The sequence below is a fragment of the Thalassolituus sp. genome, assembly GCF_984348125.1.
Genome location: NZ_CFHJLR010000021.1, coordinates 1 through 16496, shown reverse-complemented (window position 1 = coordinate 16496; position 16496 = coordinate 1). Strand labels below are relative to the sequence as shown.

Sequence of the window (16496 nt, the reverse complement as noted above, 5' to 3'; positions counted from 1 at the left end):
AGCCTGTGCCGACTATTCAGACCCGACTCACATCCACAGAGACTGTCATTTCAGGCGCTGAGCCCCCACCAAAGATCACACCTTTCAGCGGTGTTACATCGTTAAAGTCACGGCCCCAGGCAGTGATGATATGTTGCTCTCCAGCAAGGCAATTGTTCGTCGGATCAAATTCTACCCAGCCCTCACCCGGCGAGAATACCGATAACCACGCATGCGTTGCATCGGCACCCACTAACTTTTCCTGACCCGGTGGTGGCAATGTTTCGAGGTACCCGGAAACGTACTTGGCAGCAAACCCCAGAGAGCGCAGACAGGCGATCTGCAGGTGAGCAAAATCCTGACACACCCCTTTTTTGTTCTGCATAACTTCGGACAGAGGTGTCGCAATGGTTGTCGCCAGCGGCGAATAGCTGAACTCTTCGTAGATTCGAGCAGTCAGAGCAAAGCACGCCGATAACAGAGAACGATCAGCGGTAAACAGGTCCGCCGCGTAATCGCGGAACTCGGGTGCCGCCGCAATCATGGATGAGTCCAACTGGTATTCGCGAGCGAGCAGTACATCCTCTGATTTCGACTGCTGCATTTTGCTCAGAACTTCTGCACAGGTACTGCCGAGATCGAGATTAGTGTCTGCGATCTGAGGGCGGGTTTCTACCTGACTGGTAGCAGTAATCGTCAGGGCTTTGTGGGGCCGCTGAATTTCAAACTGAAACACCTGATTGCCGAAATAATCTTCCCGGCGCTGCTCCATGGCCAGTTCCGGGGTGACTTCTATCTTGCTGTTGATGCAGGTCTGACGCTGAGTCGTGCGCGGGATCATCTGTGCCAGGTTATAGCAATGAGAGACCCGGCTGGCGTATTTGTAGGCGGTAATATGTTTAATCAGGTACTTCATTACAGTCCCTCCCAGCGAGCATCGACCAGCTGTTGCGAGTCTTCTCTGTGATCAAAGTAGCGATCGCCGATCATATCGCTGATGTCCATCAGGGCGTTATCCAGAGTCTGCATCTCTTCAATCAGCACTTTACGCTCACCTTCCGTACTTGCAGACAATTCAGAGAGCGTAAACAAGCGTACGCGCGTACTGCATTCGATCAGTGCTTTCTCAGCAGGCGGCAGCTCATGCAGATACCCCGCATGACTTGGAAGCTTACGCAACTGGCGCAATATATTGCCGAGCTGATACATCACCGAACGTGGGTTATCTGTATCCAGCAGAACCAGATCAAGGCCGCTACGCAGATCAGGACGAGCACCATAGCGGCGACGATAAGTAATCAGGCCTTCGAGTGTGAGCAATAAAGCTTCGGCTATGCGCGACTGCTCTGGTTCCATCATCTCAGGACCAAGCAAGGTGCCTGCGAGCCGCCCAGTCTGCATGGCTCGTTCAATTCGACGGCCCAATTCCATAAAGCGCCAACCGTAACCGCGGGTCATGCTCTCGTGAGTCAGGCCCGCCAAGGCCATTAATGCTGTGACCAGAGGGTCGAGTACTTCATCAGGGCTAAGGTAGGCATCCTGCTCATCGCCATCCAGCAGCGGAATCGCATCGCGTATGTCATTGATTACCCGGTAGGTATCAGAGGACAGCAGCTCTTTGGCTTCATCGGCACAGAAAAGCATGCTGTTGAGGGTATTCGCAATCGACTGCGGCGCTTCTCCGCGGCGCAGAGCTTCAATCATTGCCTCATCGCTCTCCGGCGTTTTCATAGGCGCAATAGTCGCCAACTCAGTCACGGCCTTCAGTAACGTCAGGCGCAGATCTGACGACAGAGGATCTTCACCGTTAAGCATGGAGTACGCAGTTCGCAACAGACGCAGACAGGCTTCTGCACGCTCAGCGTAGCGCCCCATCCAGAACAGGTTCTCAAGCACGCGGCTAGGTAGGTTGGTCGCTTCACTTTCCCGCGCAGGCGCAACATCTTCGTGCTGATTGGTAACGATGCGCTCGGGCTCGGAAGCTACCACCCAGGTATCTTTGCTGGTCGCACCCGCCTGACCAGAGATCAGCAGCGCATCTTCTTTGAGCCCAACCCGGGTAAGACCGCCCGGCATAACACTGTATGACCCGGTACCCGCAACCGTGAAGGCCCGGAGTATCGCTGGCCGCGGTGCCAACACATTATTCTGCAGAGTCGGTAAGAAGCTGGACTCCAGTACAGGTTGGCCAACATAGCGCTGGGGATCACTTTTAATCCGGGCGGCCATATTAGCCAGCTCTTCAGCGCTGGCTTTAGGCCCAAAGAAGCTGAGTTCGCCGGGTTTACGATACGTAGGTTTCACCACCAGCTTCGCCAGGTTATCCAGAACATAGGTCATGTCAGTAGGATCACCACACCACCATGTCTGCACGCTGTTGAGGCGAGGCTCACGCCCAAGTAGCGCGCGACCGATGTCCGGGAGATATTTCAGCAGCGCTGGACTTTCAAGAATGCCCGAGCCCAGAGAGTTGGCCACCACCAGGTTGCCAGCCCTGACCACCTGCAGCAGACCGGGCACACCGAGGCGGGAATCACCGCGCAGTTCTACCGGATCACAGAACCAGTCATCAACGCGACGCATAAGTACATCGACCCGGCTGAGACCATCCAGCGATTTCATCCAGAGAAATCCACCACGAACGACCAGGTCATCACTCTGAACCAGATAAAACCCAAGGTAATTCGCCAGATAGGCGTGTTCAAAATAGGTTTCATTACGAGGGCCAGGGGTCAACACCGCGATACGAGGCGAGGGTCTGTGAGGGCACAGGCTCTGCATTTTGCTACGCAACTGGCGGAAGTAGCCGGCCAGGCGATGAACGTGACTATCGCGGAATAAGCTCGGCAAGACACGCGACATCACCGTACGATTTTCGAGCGCGTAACCTGCGCCACTCGGGCTCTGAGTTCTGTCCGCAAGCACCATCATTTTACCGTCTGGGCCACGGGCCATATCAGCAGCGTGAATAATGAGATCATGCTCGCCGGGCATACGCAGCCCCTGACAGGCGCGCAGAAAACCGCGATTCGCGTAAATGATTTCAGGAGGGATAACGCCAGTGCGTATCAGTTGGCGTGGGCCGTAAATGTCCCGCAATAATAGATTCAGCAGCTCCGCACGCTCAACCAGCCCACTTTCAATGGCTGCCCAGTCATCACTGCTGATGACATTAGGAATAAGATCTAGCCCCCAGGTACGGGAGTCGTTCTGCTTATCGCGGAAATTGTCACTGTAGATGTTGTACGTCGCGCCGTCGTCACGCAACAAGCGACGGGCCTTAGCCTGACGGTCATGCAGGACGCTGCCCGGCATTCCTGCCAGGCTCTCCATGACATAATTCCAGTGCGGATGCATGGTACCGGCGGCATCGTAAACAGCATCACCGCTGCGTTGCAGCGGTGGATACAGGTCTTCGGCAGTCGGCGTGATGGCTGACTCATCAGTCATATTGGCTATCTCAGGTTATCTGGCCGCAATTATGGCAGATTCTCAGCGTTTAGGCTGAGTTCTGAGATCCAGCGTCAGAGGATACTCATCATACGACTCTTCCGCCGGGGCACTCATCGGCCTGACATCTGTATGCGCAGTAAATTCGCGCATGGCATCAATCTCAGGGCGAGGCGTATAAGGCCCCTGTGTGTGATCTGTCGTGGTGAAACGATTGCCACGGCGGGACTCGGCTTCAGCAGCATTCACTGGGAATACGTCATAGCTGCGCCCACCCGGATGAGACACATGATAGGTCGCTCCACCCACCGAGCGCCCGTTCCAGGTGTCGATCAGATCGAAATGCAGGGGAACATGAACATCAATGGTCGGATGCAGTGCCGAAGGTGGCGCCCAGGCTTTGTAACGCACACCTGCTACAAACTCACCATGTTTACCGGTGGCCCGCAGCGGCACCTTACGTCCGTTACAAGCCAGAATATAGCGGCTGCCAGTCATGCCGGTAACGCGAACCTGCAAACGCTCTACAGAAGAATCGACGTAGCGCGCGGTACCAAAGCTGGAGACTTCTTCACCAAGTACATTCCATGGCTCAATAGCCCAGCTCAATTCAAGTGACATATCCCCGAGATTCACCGTGCCATAGTGAGGGAAGCGGAATTCACGGAAAGGCAGTAACCATTCAGCACGGAAATCCAGACCATGCTCCTGCAGATCGGCCGCCACATCTTTAATGTCCTGCCAGATATAGTGCGGCAGCATAAACTGATCGTGCAGACGAGTACCCCAGCGCTCAAGCTTCTGCTTGTAGGGCTTCCGCCAGAACCGTACGACCAGAGCACGAAGCAGAAGCGCCTGAACCAGTGCCATACGGCTATGCGGCGGCATTTCAAATCCACGGAATTCGAGAATGCCCAGTCGCCCGGACGGACTGCCCGGTGCGAACAGTTTATCAATACAGAATTCTGCTCGGTGCGTGTTACCCGTCATATCAATCAGTAGATTACGTAACAGGCGATCAACCAACCAGGGCTGTGCGACGTCCCCGTCAGGCATCTGCTGAAAAGCAATTTCCAATTCATACAGAGCTTCATCGCGGCCCTCATCGACTCGGGGTGCCTGACTGGTCGGGCCAATAAAGGCGCCAGAAAACAAATACGACAACGACGGATGGTTCTGCCAGAAGGTAACGAAGCTACGCAAGAGATCAGGCCGTCGCAAAAATGGGCTGTCCGAAGGCGTCGCACCACCCAAGGTAATGTGATTGCCACCTCCGGTTCCCGTGTGACGACCATCCAACATGAATTTCTCAGTACTCAGGCGGCTTTCTTTGGCAGCCTGATATAACTCAGTCATGTTGCTGACCATGTCGGACCAGTTGTCTGACGGGTGAATATTCACCTCGATCACGCCCGGATCAGGAGTCACCAACAGCTTTTGCATGCGATGGTCTTTCGGCGGCTCATAGCCCTCAATAATGACAGGTAGATCCAGCTCCATTGCTGTCCGCTCTATCAGCGCCAGCAGATTCACGTAGCTTTCGAGGTAAGGCAGCGGCGGAAGAAACAAGTGTAACTTACCGTCGCGGGCTTCAATGCCCAGTGCCGTACGCACCAGATTTTTCCAGCGATAATCGTCTTTCTTCGCCGCAGACTCAGTCTTCTCGTTGCCCTCGACCTTCTTCTGAGCGCTCTGTTTCTGCACCGGAGGCGTCGATGATGTCGGTGTAAGCGGTTGCGACTGAGCTACCGGGCGACTGTTACGTGCCAGAGCCTCTTTTACTGCGGCATCGGCGGTTTCCAGAGGTCCGGCTTCGCGGTGCGGGTCAGTCTCCTGAATCAGAGGATCTTCTTCCGCAGGTGGCAGACTCTCCAGCGGCAGACGAAGCCCCATCGGCGAATCGCCCGGGATCAGAGTCAGACGCCCGCGGCGGAACTGCCACTCGCTGGACTGCCAGCAATGTCCGTAGAAATTCCACTCAAGCGGCAGTACGTACCCGGTCGGGGTGTCCAGCCCCTGCTCTAACACCCGTGCCAGTCGACGGCGCTCAAGGCTGTCTTTGCTGCTGGCAATCCGGCTATCAATATTTTCCGGTAAATTCTGCTCCTGCAGCAGATAATGCAGTCCATCTTCATACGCAGGTTGAGCACAACGCTGCGGAACGTTCAGTAACTCTGCAAGCCGTCGGGCAAATGCCCGTGCGTCTTCCTCGGTGTGTCCGTAATGTTTATCTACGCGGGCAAGCAGGTCTTTGTCCTGCCATAAAGGTTCGCCATCGGTACGCCAGAATAAACCTAACGCCCAGCGCGGTACTTCTTCTCCCGGATACCACTTGCCCTGGCCATAATGCAGCAGGCCTTTCGGTGCAAAGTGGTCTCGCAGACGGAGCAACAGGGTTTTCGCTAATGCCAGTTTGTCTTTGCCCAGCGCTTCGGTATTCCACTGCGCGGATTCCATGTCATCGACAGATACAAACGTTGGCTCGCCGCCCATTGTCAGACGGACGTCTTCATCTTTCAGAATACGATCGACTTTCTCGCCCAATGCCAGCGCGTCTTCCCATTCTGACTCGGTATACGGCTTGGTCACCCGTGGGTCTTCATGGAAACGAGTGACTTCGTTTGAGAAAGTAAACTCGACTTCACACTCATCAGTGAAGCCAGAAATTGGCGCTGCAGAGCTCGGCTCTGGCGTGCAGGCAAGTGGGATATGCCCCTCGGATGCAAATAGCCCAGAGGTCGGGTCGAGCCCCACCCATCCAGCACCCGGCAGATAGACTTCGCACCAGGCATGCAGGTCGGTGAAGTCAGCTTCAGGGCCAGAAGGACCGTCGAGAGATTTCTCATCGGATTTGAGCTGAACCAGATAGCCAGACGCAAAACGGGCGGCCAGCCCCAGGTGACGCAGTAACTGCACCATCAACCAGGCAGAATCCCGACAAGAACCTTTGCCTTTTTCCAGTGTTTCTTCCGGCGTCTGAACGCCCGGTTCCATGCGCACCAGATAATCGATGTCCTGCTGCAATCGCATATTGATATCGACAAGAAAATCGATGGTACGCTTTTTCTCACGCGGAATACTTTCCAGCAGCGTGGTGAACATTTCACCTTCGGTGGTGCAATGCAGGTAGGGTTCCAGCTCTTTCTTCAGGCTCTTTCCGTATTTGAACGGAAATTCCTCAGCGTACTCTTCAATAAAAAAGTCGAACGGGTTGATCACCGTCATATCGGCGATTACTTCAACCTCTACCGATAAGCAGCGACTTTTTTCAGGAAAAACGAGTCGCGCCTGAAAGTTACCGTACGGGTCTTGCTGCCAGTTAATAAAGTGCTCTTCCGGCTCTATTTTCAGACTGTATGAGCGGATAGGTGTGCGGCAGTGAGGTGCCGGACGCAAACGCACCACGTGCGGAGATAATGACACCGGGCGATCAAAGTCATACCGGGTTTTATGATTAAGTGCGACTGTAATTGTCATTGGGCCACCGCCAGTTGTTCCTGATCATTCAGGAACCAGGTACGACTGATAGAAAAATGAAGATACTGCAGTGAAATCTGCAGATCGTTCAGGGCTTCCCGCATTTCAGGGCCGGGAGCGCTATCCTCAGCACGGTCTGTGACAGTCTTATGAAGCTTACGGATATCCGCGATAATTTTTTCGGCACGCGGCAACGCCTTCACACCCTGAATCATGTCGTTGAGACAATACTCGACAGAACGCGGGAAACGCGGGTCTGTCAGCAGAAAGCTGCACACCAGAGGCGCTTTAACAGAACTGCGCATCGCCCGACGATACGGCTGATCGGCACTCAAAGAACGCAGCACATTTCCCCAGATAATCTGCTGGCTATTTACAGCAAAATCATCGTCCTCGATCTGCATGATGGCCGCTGTCGCGGCATCCAGATTCCGGGTGGTCATATCGGCACGTTCAAGATTCTGACCAAGCTTGAGCATTTCCCAGGCGCTATCGCGCGGCATATTGACCTGCCACAGACCAATAATCTGCTGACAGGCACTGATAACATTGCCCAGAAATTCATGTCGGTCGCGACGATTAATGCCCTGCTGCAGATGATCCTGAACATACTGGCTCAGTTCATTCACCAGCTCCCAGGTATCCGCCGGGATAACATCGCGCGTGGTACGGATATTTTCACGAATGGCTTTGAGCGAGGTCACTATAGAACTGGGGTTCGTGTCGTCGCCGACCAGAAACTTCACCACGTTACGCTCATCCTGCACCGAATAACGCTCGTTGAAATCCTGTTCAAGACTGTTAATTACAATCAGGTTATACCAACCCAGATTAACCTGACGCGGCAGGTCGAAAAGCAGGGTGTCGTAAATACTCAACATACGGGCTGTGCTTTCTACCCGTTCAAGATAGCGGGCGGCCCAGTAAACCCGTTCAGCAACTTTCGATAACATCAGGCTTTCCCCGCAGACGTATCAACAATCCAGGTATCTTTACTACCACCACCTTGCGATGAATTAACTACCAGAGAGCCTTTTTTCATCGCTACCCGCGTCAGTCCGCCAGTCGTTACGTAACTTGATTCGCCCTGAAGGATGAAGGGTCTCAGGTCGAGGTGACGGGGCTCGACTTTACTGCGCCCGACAAGTGTTGGCGCTGTTGATAACGCCAACGTAGGCTGAGCAATATAATTTCGCGGATTGGCTTGAATCAGCTCAGCAAATTGTTCTCGTTCTTTTTTAGTACTGTGCGGGCCCACCAGCATGCCGTAACCGCCAGACTCGTTAGCTGGTTTTACGACCAGTTTATCGAGGTTATCCAGCACGTATTCACGCTGCTTGTCGTCGTAGCAGAGGTAAGTTTCGACATTCGGAATCAAAGGCTCTTCGCTCAGATAATAACGAATGATATCGGGTACGTACGCATACACGACTTTATCATCGGCGACGCCTGCACCCGGCGCATTTGCCAGAGCAACTTTGCCCTTGCGCCATGCACGCATCAGTCCAGGGACTCCCAGTACTGATTCAGGATGAAACACTTCAGGGTCGAGGAACATGTCGTCAATACGGCGATAAATAACATCAACCCGCTCCAGACCAGAGATTGTCTTCATATAGACGCAGTCATCTTTACCGACGACGAGGTCGCTGCCTTCGACCAACTCAGCCCCCATGCGTTGAGCCAGGAAGGCATGTTCAAAGTACGCCGAATTAAAAATGCCTGGAGTCAGAACCACGACCACCGGGCTGGAGCTCTGACGTGGCGACAAAGAAGCCAGCATATTAAAGAGAGCTTCTGGATAATCACCAACCGGCGCGATACTGACTTTTTCAAACACCTCAGGCAGAACCCGCTTCATAATGGAACGGTTCTCGAGCATGTAAGAAACGCCGGAAGGCACCCGCAGGTTGTCCTCAAGTACATAAAACTGGCCGTCACCATCGCGGACAAGATCGGTCCCACAGATGTGCGCCCAGACACCAAAGCGCGGATTAACGCCCTCACACTCAGGTCGATAGTTCTTCGACTGTTTCAGTACAAACTCAGGAATGACGCCGTCTTTAATGATCTTCTGTTCATGGTACAGATCATCAATAAACATATTCAGCGCCTTCAGACGCTGACGCAGACCCGCCGCTGTTTTCTCCCACTGCTGGGCCGATATGATCCGGGGCACGATATCAAATGGCCAGGCGCGGTCGATGTTCTCACCTTCACTGTAAACGGTGAAAGAAACCCCCATATCTTTGATAGTGGACTCAGCGGCCAGCTTACGTGACTGTATTTCTTCTTCTGTCAGGCTATTCAGATAGTTGGCGAGTTGCCGGGCGGGGACTCTAGGGTTTCCGGGCGAGCTGATCAGCTCATCGTAGAAACCCTCCTGTAATTCGTAGTGCTTCCAATTTATCGACATGCAGAACCGTTCCACGGTGATTCTCGAGTTTTATGCACCTATTCAGGCACTTCATCACCTCTACAGCAATAGACGAACCGGCCGGCCAACACATTGTCCACATTGGCACCATCAGGCTAATAGAGGCTAATAGAGGCCACTCCATGCGTACCCCGGGCAACCCGCTACAGCACTGCTACACTGAATGTCAGTATTAACAAACCGCTATCAGGGAGGCACGCGCGATCGTGCACCATGCAGTGAGTATTCTGCGACAACCACATAAGCAACAGACTGCAGTGTTCAATTTTGGGGCACAGAACCCCCAAAAGCCCAGCAGGGGGTCAGTGTGACGCCTCGGAGGTCGCTCGCCCAACTGTTACTGAACTGGTCCCTGCTGATGCTGGGGCTGATTACCTGTGGGCTTGGCTATCTGTTACTGCAGCTCCAACTGGAACAGTTTTCGAGTAACTGGGAGCGGCGTATAAGCTTCGAGCTGGAAAGTATTGCCAAAAACGTGGAGTACCACGTCAGCCAAAGCAGTAGTCATGTTGTCGAGAACCAGATCCGGGAGAGTATTGACGACCCGTCTCTGCGTTATCTCGCTGTTTTGTCTGAAGCAGGGGACCGCGTTATTTTTTCAAGCAACGCCAGCGACCGGCTGCACAACACCAAGTACCGGCTAAGCAGTCACTCCCTGAATACTGGCGTGCAGGAGCCCCAGATCGAGCGCTACAAATCGGAGTTCTATGCTTTATTCCCAGTGAACCTTAAATACCCGGTGTCACCACACACCGGCAATACGGATCAGAGCATAAAAAGGGACACCCGCGCGTGGCTATTTGCGCATTATGATGCACATAGTGATTACGACTCTATGCTGCGTTCTCTCGCCCGAAAAACAATACTTGTCGCCCTGCTGGTCATTATTTTCCTGGTCGTTCAGAGCCAGATTCTCCGTAAATATATTCTTATCCCGGTCAAGCACCTGGTACAGCTGACCAGTTCGATAAAGCAAGGCAAATACGCCAGTATTCCTGAAAGTCGCAGTGCCACTGAGATTGCACAGCTGGAAGAAGCGTTTAACGACCTCAGCGAACACCTCGATGAAACCACCACACGGATTGCCCACCAGCAGGCACTGAACGATGCCTTTACCGCGGGTTTCCCTGACATAGGTCTGCTCGTCACCGCAACAGGAGTGATCAACGGGCGTTTCGGTAACCCCAACGGGCGCGTTCAGCGCCTTAACGAAGACCTGACAGGAACACCCTTCACGGCCTGGCTGAACCTGTCGGCGACCCGAAAAATAGAGGAAGCCCGCAATCAGGCGCTGGAAAAGAAAGAACTTGTGATTACTGAGTTCAATCATGATGACCTCTATCTCGAATCGCGGATGATCCCGCTAGAGGAGCACGCAAACATGCAGGACGCTCTGATCTGGCTGATTCGTGATATTTCAGAAGTGAAACGCAAGCAGGAGCTCATTGAGTACCAGGCTAACTACGATCCGCTTACCGAGCTGGCTAACCGCAGAATGGCACTGCAGGAGCTGGAGAAGAAAATCGCCTGGTCAGAAGACGATAAGACCTGCGGTAGCGTACTCTTCATCGATCTTGATCACTTCAAAAATATCAACGACTCATTAGGGCACCCGATCGGTGATCGCCTGCTTATTGAGGCCTCACATCGGCTGAAAGCCACCGTCGGGGAGAAAGACCTGATCGCCCGTCTTGGGGGCGATGAGTTTCTGATTATTCCTGATGAAGTTTTCAGCGCGCATGAACTTGCCGAAGAGAGAGCGGTTGAGCTGGGTACCGCCGTGCTTCAAGCTATTCGCAAGCCTTTCTGTATCGATATCAATAAATTCCATATGACTGCCAGTATCGGTATTTCGATTTTCCCCTCGACCGACTGCGGGGCAAACGACCTGATAAGACAAGCGGACACAGCAATGTATTGGGCAAAACATCAGGGCCGCTCACAATTGTGCTTGTACAACCATCGGATGCAGGAAGAAACACGCGAACGCCTGCACCTGTTTAATGATCTTTATCAGGCTATTCGGGATAACGGTTTCACGCTCGTATATCAGCCTCAGCACAATGCAGAGGGTGAAGTCACCGGGGCCGAAGCGCTGTGTCGCTGGGTCAACAACGGGCAATCCGTTTACCCTGACGTATTCATCGCCGCGGCTGAGGAAACTAACCTGATTCTGCCGCTGGGGGATTGGGTGCTTACCCATGCCTGCCAGACACTGCGCCAGTGGATCAGAAACAAATCCTTACCGCCAAGCTTCAAGCGCCTGGCGGTGAATATCAGCCCAGCCCAATTCATGGACCCGGAATTCGAAGCCAAGCTCGATAAGACCATGAAAAGTTGTGATATCGATAGCAGCGTGCTGGAGCTGGAGCTTACCGAAAGCCTGTTTATGGGCGATAAAGATCTGATCAGGGAAAAAATGCAGCGTCTCAGCAACAAGGGATACACTTTTGCACTGGATGACTTTGGCACAGGCTATTCGTCTCTGAGCTATTTACAGAAACTGCCGATAGATAAGTTGAAAATTGACCGGGCGTTCGTGATGGACATCAACCCTGATAACCGGCCAGCAAGTATCGTTGATGCCATCATCCAGCTTGGTCAGAATCTTGATATGGATATCATTGCCGAGGGCGTCGAGACAGATCAACAACAGATCTACCTGAAAGATCATGGTTGCCGTAATTATCAAGGCTACCTGTTCAGTCGACCACTGCGCGAAGATATGTTCGTCAGCTACATACACAAACGCCCGATCTGAAAGCTGGCACCAGAGTTGCTGTTATCCCTTTAGCTCCCTTAAACGGGACCTTTACCAATGATATTGCACCGAAACGGCTCACGATGAGCCGTCGTGCTTTCTGGACTGACAGGGGATAACGATGGATAAAGCAACGATGACTGAGGCGATTATCGCCCGCAAAATTGAGAAAGAACTGACGTGGGAACAAATGGGGGCGGATCTTGGAATGTCTCCTGTCTGGCTGACGTCTGCCTGCCTGGGCATGAACAGCGCCCCTGCCGAAAAGGCCGCGGCCATTGCAGAGTATTTGGGATTTGACCAAAGCATGGCCACCGCGCTGGAAGCATACCCAACCAAAATATGGGATCAGGCTGTCCCTACTGATCCATTAATCTATCGACTCTACGAAATTGTGGGCGTCTACGGTGACACGCTGAAAGAAGTTATCCAGGAGAAGTTTGGCGACGGCATCATGAGCGCCATCGACTTCTCCATGGAAGTCGACAAAATCGAAGACCCAAAAGGCGACCGTGTTCTTCTCACGCTGAATGGCAAATTCCTGCCATACAAGAGCTGGTAAGCCCCCTTGCTAGCTGCCTGAGCCGCGCAGTACAGCGCTCAGGTCGCGACTCAGTTCCTGTCGTTTAACTTTGCCCATCGCATTACGCGGGATTTCTTTGAGCTGGAAATACTCCGTCGGGACGAGCGTCGCATCAAGCCGCGCCTTCAGAAACTCCGCAATCTCTGATACCGGAATGGTGCTATCAGCGGTATAAGCCAGTGCAAGCTTCTCCGAGTTATCTGCCCGCTCAACCTGACAGGCAGCAACATCAGTCAGAGTCGGCATCTGCTCAGCCACGGCTTCAATATCAGCAGGATTGACCTTCACCCCACCAAGATTTACTACTTCAGACTCCCGTCCGGTTAAACACAGAACACCGTCCCGGAATACACCCCGGTCCCCCGGATAGAACCACCCATCACGGAACTCATTGTTATCCGGGCTACCTTTCATGTAACCACTGACCATCCCCGAACTGCGTATCCGAACAATACCTTCGGTTCCATCAGGTACCGGGCTGCCCTGATCGTCAATGACTTCCGCTGACGCGCCCGGCTGAACAATCGCTGTTTTCCAGACCAGTTCCGGCCTGGTCACCTGAACCATGCCAACCGCACCGACTTCGGTAGAGCCATAAACATTGAAGATACGCGCCTGAGGACATACCTGTTTAATTCGGTGGATCATCCCCGGTGACAAAGCACTACCCGCCAGACGAATCTCGCGGACACCATTCAGGTCAGCGGCTGACAGCGCATTTGAGTTCACAAGGCGGAAAAGTGCCGTAGAGGAACTTAATATAGAGGTGACATAAAAAGTACGGATCGCTTTGGCAAACGCTTCGGCGCTCGCAGGCAGGAGCACTACCTTGCCCGCCTGTATTGTCTGCAATGACCCCATGAAGCCACCAATGCTGGAGTGCCCCATCAGATTGAGATCATGCCCCGTCGCACTTCCCCAGACCAGATGATTACGATAGAGACGCTGCTCTATCATTGCCGGCGTCAGCCCTACTGCTTTCGGCTTTCCGGTGGTGCCACTGGTCAGAATAATGCGACAGATATCCTCCGCAGAAGAATAGTCCTGCATCGGCTCCAGCCCCGGCATGTTACGAGCTTCATTAAACCAGTCCTGACTGAGGCCAATGTTACGAATGCCACTGACATCTTTATCGGCTTTCAGCGAGACAACAAAATCGAACTCTGGCTGCTCTGGGATATCAGTCCCAGCGATTCCGAGACAGCTGACTGCGGCGCGATGAAACAGCGCCATAGTCGCAATAAACGCCAGATTCTCGGGGAGCAGCAGATACACGCGATGACCAGAGCCAATTCCGGCCTCCGCCAACTTTTCTGATACCTGCACAACGGTTTTATGCAGTTGTGCATAATTCAGTGTCGACTGACCATCATAAAACGCCGGATAATCAGGAGTTACCATGGCCCGGAAGGCTAAAGGTTCAAATGGGTTATGCATGTAACTACTCTGTTTAAAAAAGCTGCTGTATACCGAAGGATACACTGGTGATAGTGGCATTGGCAGCACTGACCGATTCACCCAGATCATCATCGGGTGCGTCCCATGTCAGATAGCGATAACGGAATGTAGCGACGAGTTCTGTCGTCTGAGTCAGGTTACCCACCACCGCAAGACCAGCGTTCAGACTGCGCGCGCCATTGTCAGCACCTTCCTCGTCCAGTACCGACGTCTCACCATAGTATCTGTGATAGCCGACCCCAAGGATTAAATAGGGCCGCAATCGTGAGGCGGGGGCTCCATCCAGAGCATAGGGTAACCAGACATCGCCATCGAGGCCGACAATATTCGCACCTTCCCGATCGGCTCTCATGCGCGTCCAACTGATTTCAAATCGCGCATTCATAGGCCCGGTACCACCGACCGTTAACCTCGGATAAGTGGACGACCACGCACCGGTATCAAGAAGATTCTGATCAATTGTCGCCGTTTCATAGGCAGCCCCAAGATGCCAGGACCCATTGCCTGAATAGTCGGCAGCATGAGAGGGCGTGCTGACTAATAGCACACCTGCCACGGCGGAACACACCAATCTAATTATAGAAATGCCACTCATGCTGTCATGGTATCAAACAAGCAAAAAAAAGGTGGAGCCATGCTCCACCTTCTTTTTAAAACGGCAGGATCAGTCTGTTACAGGCCGAGTGCCAGCAGTTCAATCTGCGCCGCAGCACCGTACAGAGCACCCGCTTCTGTTTTCAGGGTCTCTGGTGGAATCAGACCAGGCCAGTGCGGCTTAACATCGGCGAGAATGGCAAGAGTAGCTGCTTTCGCGTCGGTTACCGCTGACTCATCGGACTCAATGCCTTCAACCAAGTCGGTGGCAATCGTAGTGAAACCAAATGCGTCCTGATATTCGTGTGCATTTTCCATTTTGCCGTCCACCACTGCGATAGCGTACTCATCCGCCGCAGTACGCAGAAGCTGTACAACCAGCTTCAGTTTCTCTGCCGGTGTCGCACTGGTTTCAGAAACGGCCATAGCGTTGGTGTCGATAGCGGCAAGCAGGGTATCCAGCGCAGTCTGTACAGCTTCTACACCTTTTTCCTCATTAACCGCATCGGATACGGCAGTCAGCTCTTTCGCGAAGCCAGCGGTACCACGTGCTTCTAAAGCAGGAACCAGATCAGCGTACAACTCGCTTTCTGGGTGCTTCATGTGTGTTTTAGCGTGCTCGATATGGCCAGCCTTGTAGAGCTCGGCGCCGACATACAGGTGACCCTTAATCAGGCTGAGGTGAGTCAGATAAGCAAGATCATCAGACGTCAGCTCTGTTGCTGCTGCGCCTTCGCCCTCACCTTCACCGGCAGAGATCACTTCGCCTTCACCCTCGCCTTCACCAGCAAGTGCAACGGCATCAACGGAGGTCTCAATCGGCGCAACCGCCGCTTCGCCTTCGTTTTCTTCTTCGGTACAAGCACTCAAGCTCATGCCTGCTGCGCCGGCCAGGCCGATCACACTGATGCTTTTCCACAGTTTGTTGCGCTTACCCATTACTCAGGTCTCCTGAAAATTCGTTTTGCGGATACATCTTTATGCTACTATCAATAGCATATACGATCAGTTCTCATTTTCGATACCATGACAATTCTCGTAGATAATCTGTTGGATGTCCACTCTGTAACTGCGGTTCTGAACAGCCTCAGCGACGACCTGTTTGTGGATGGTAAAAAAACAGCAGGCAAGACTGCCCGCGCCGTAAAAAAGAACCTTCAGGCCGACCCTAAGTCGCCCAAAATCATTGCGGCAACAAAGCTCGTTGAACAAGCGCTGCGTAAGCATCCGATGGTCACCAACTCGGCGTTTCCAGATAAACTCAGCAACATCATTATCAGTCGCTATGATGAGGGCATGACTTACGGTTCTCATGTCGACAACGCGTTTATTCACGCAACCAGAACGGATTTGTCGTTCACCTTGTTTCTGTCCGACCCTGATACCTACGATGGCGGCGAACTGATCCTGCAGAAGCACGATGGGGACGACGTGATTAAATTGCCCCAAGGGTCGGTTTACATTTATCCGACTCGCGAACTGCACTATGTCGCCCCCGTCACCCGCGGCGTCCGATACGCAGCCGTTGGTTGGATTCAGAGCCAGGTTCGCTCTGAAGAGCATCGCGGCACGCTGTTTGATCTGTACCTGGCGCTGCAACAGATGGCAGACACGGAAGAAAATAGACAGGCGCGGCTGCATATTTTAAAAGCCAGAAGCAACCTGATGAGAATGTGGGCTGAATAATGTGAACTGAATAAAGCGGGTAAGCGGATTAAATGGTTGATCTTACCTTTGCATGAGAGTGAGACAGACCG

At 53.1% G+C, this 16496-nt stretch carries 11 protein-coding genes; 3 read left to right on the top strand and 8 right to left on the bottom strand.

Annotated elements, in window-relative coordinates; all coding sequences use genetic code 11:
- Positions 1 to 16 precede the first annotated feature (16 nt).
- Genes AC5E51_RS13455 through AC5E51_RS13435 form a run of 5 tightly spaced genes read right to left on the bottom strand, consistent with a single transcriptional unit; the run spans position 17 to position 9322 of the window.
- Positions 17 to 895, bottom strand: coding sequence for a transglutaminase family protein (locus AC5E51_RS13455; RefSeq protein WP_068436885.1), 879 nt, complete (start codon positions 893 to 895; stop codon positions 17 to 19).
- On the bottom strand, positions 895 to 3429 hold the full coding sequence (locus AC5E51_RS13450) for a circularly permuted type 2 ATP-grasp protein (protein WP_068436883.1): 2535 nt from the start codon (positions 3427 to 3429) through the stop codon (positions 895 to 897). Before AC5E51_RS13450 ends, AC5E51_RS13455 begins: the two co-directional genes overlap by 1 nt.
- 42 nt (positions 3430 to 3471) lie before the next feature.
- On the bottom strand, positions 3472 to 6906 hold the full coding sequence (locus AC5E51_RS13445) for a transglutaminase family protein (protein WP_068436881.1): 3435 nt from the start codon (positions 6904 to 6906) through the stop codon (positions 3472 to 3474).
- Positions 6903 to 7859, bottom strand: a complete 957-nt coding sequence (locus AC5E51_RS13440; RefSeq protein ID WP_068436879.1) for an alpha-E domain-containing protein — start codon at positions 7857 to 7859, stop codon at positions 6903 to 6905. The genes AC5E51_RS13445 and AC5E51_RS13440 overlap by 4 nt, the downstream gene beginning before the upstream one ends.
- On the bottom strand, positions 7859 to 9322 hold the full coding sequence (locus tag AC5E51_RS13435; RefSeq protein ID WP_068436878.1) for a circularly permuted type 2 ATP-grasp protein: 1464 nt from the start codon (positions 9320 to 9322) through the stop codon (positions 7859 to 7861). The genes AC5E51_RS13440 and AC5E51_RS13435 overlap by 1 nt, the downstream gene beginning before the upstream one ends.
- 328 nt (positions 9323 to 9650) lie before the next feature.
- On the opposite strand from AC5E51_RS13435, the gene AC5E51_RS13430 reads away from it, so the two are divergent.
- A complete protein-coding gene (locus AC5E51_RS13430) occupies positions 9651 to 12104 on the top strand; it encodes a putative bifunctional diguanylate cyclase/phosphodiesterase (protein ID WP_301377184.1) in 2454 nt (817 codons plus the stop codon).
- Between the two features lie 121 nt (positions 12105 to 12225).
- Positions 12226 to 12666 carry a cyanase gene (gene cynS / locus AC5E51_RS13425; protein WP_297531356.1) on the top strand — a complete coding sequence of 147 codons (441 nt, stop codon included), beginning with the start codon at positions 12226 to 12228 and terminating at the stop codon, positions 12664 to 12666.
- Positions 12667 to 12675: 9 nt separating this feature from the next.
- Here the strand turns inward: cynS and AC5E51_RS13420 are convergent, their stop codons facing one another.
- The 3 genes from AC5E51_RS13420 to AC5E51_RS13410 all read right to left on the bottom strand — a co-directional run bounded on the left by AC5E51_RS13420 (position 12676) and on the right by AC5E51_RS13410 (position 15678).
- Positions 12676 to 14124, bottom strand: coding sequence for a class I adenylate-forming enzyme family protein (locus AC5E51_RS13420; RefSeq protein WP_301377182.1), 1449 nt, complete (start codon positions 14122 to 14124; stop codon positions 12676 to 12678).
- A gap of 13 nt (positions 14125 to 14137) precedes the next feature.
- Positions 14138 to 14701, bottom strand: a complete 564-nt coding sequence (locus tag AC5E51_RS13415) for a hypothetical protein (protein ID WP_273088001.1) — start codon at positions 14699 to 14701, stop codon at positions 14138 to 14140.
- A gap of 116 nt (positions 14702 to 14817) precedes the next feature.
- Positions 14818 to 15678, bottom strand: a complete 861-nt coding sequence (locus AC5E51_RS13410; protein WP_068436868.1) for a 4-helix bundle domain-containing protein — start codon at positions 15676 to 15678, stop codon at positions 14818 to 14820.
- 87 nt (positions 15679 to 15765) lie between these two features.
- On the opposite strand from AC5E51_RS13410, the gene AC5E51_RS13405 reads away from it, so the two are divergent.
- Complete coding sequence (locus AC5E51_RS13405) at positions 15766 to 16425, top strand: Fe2+-dependent dioxygenase (RefSeq protein ID WP_068436084.1); 660 nt, start codon at positions 15766 to 15768, stop codon at positions 16423 to 16425.
- Positions 16426 to 16496 lie beyond the last annotated feature (71 nt).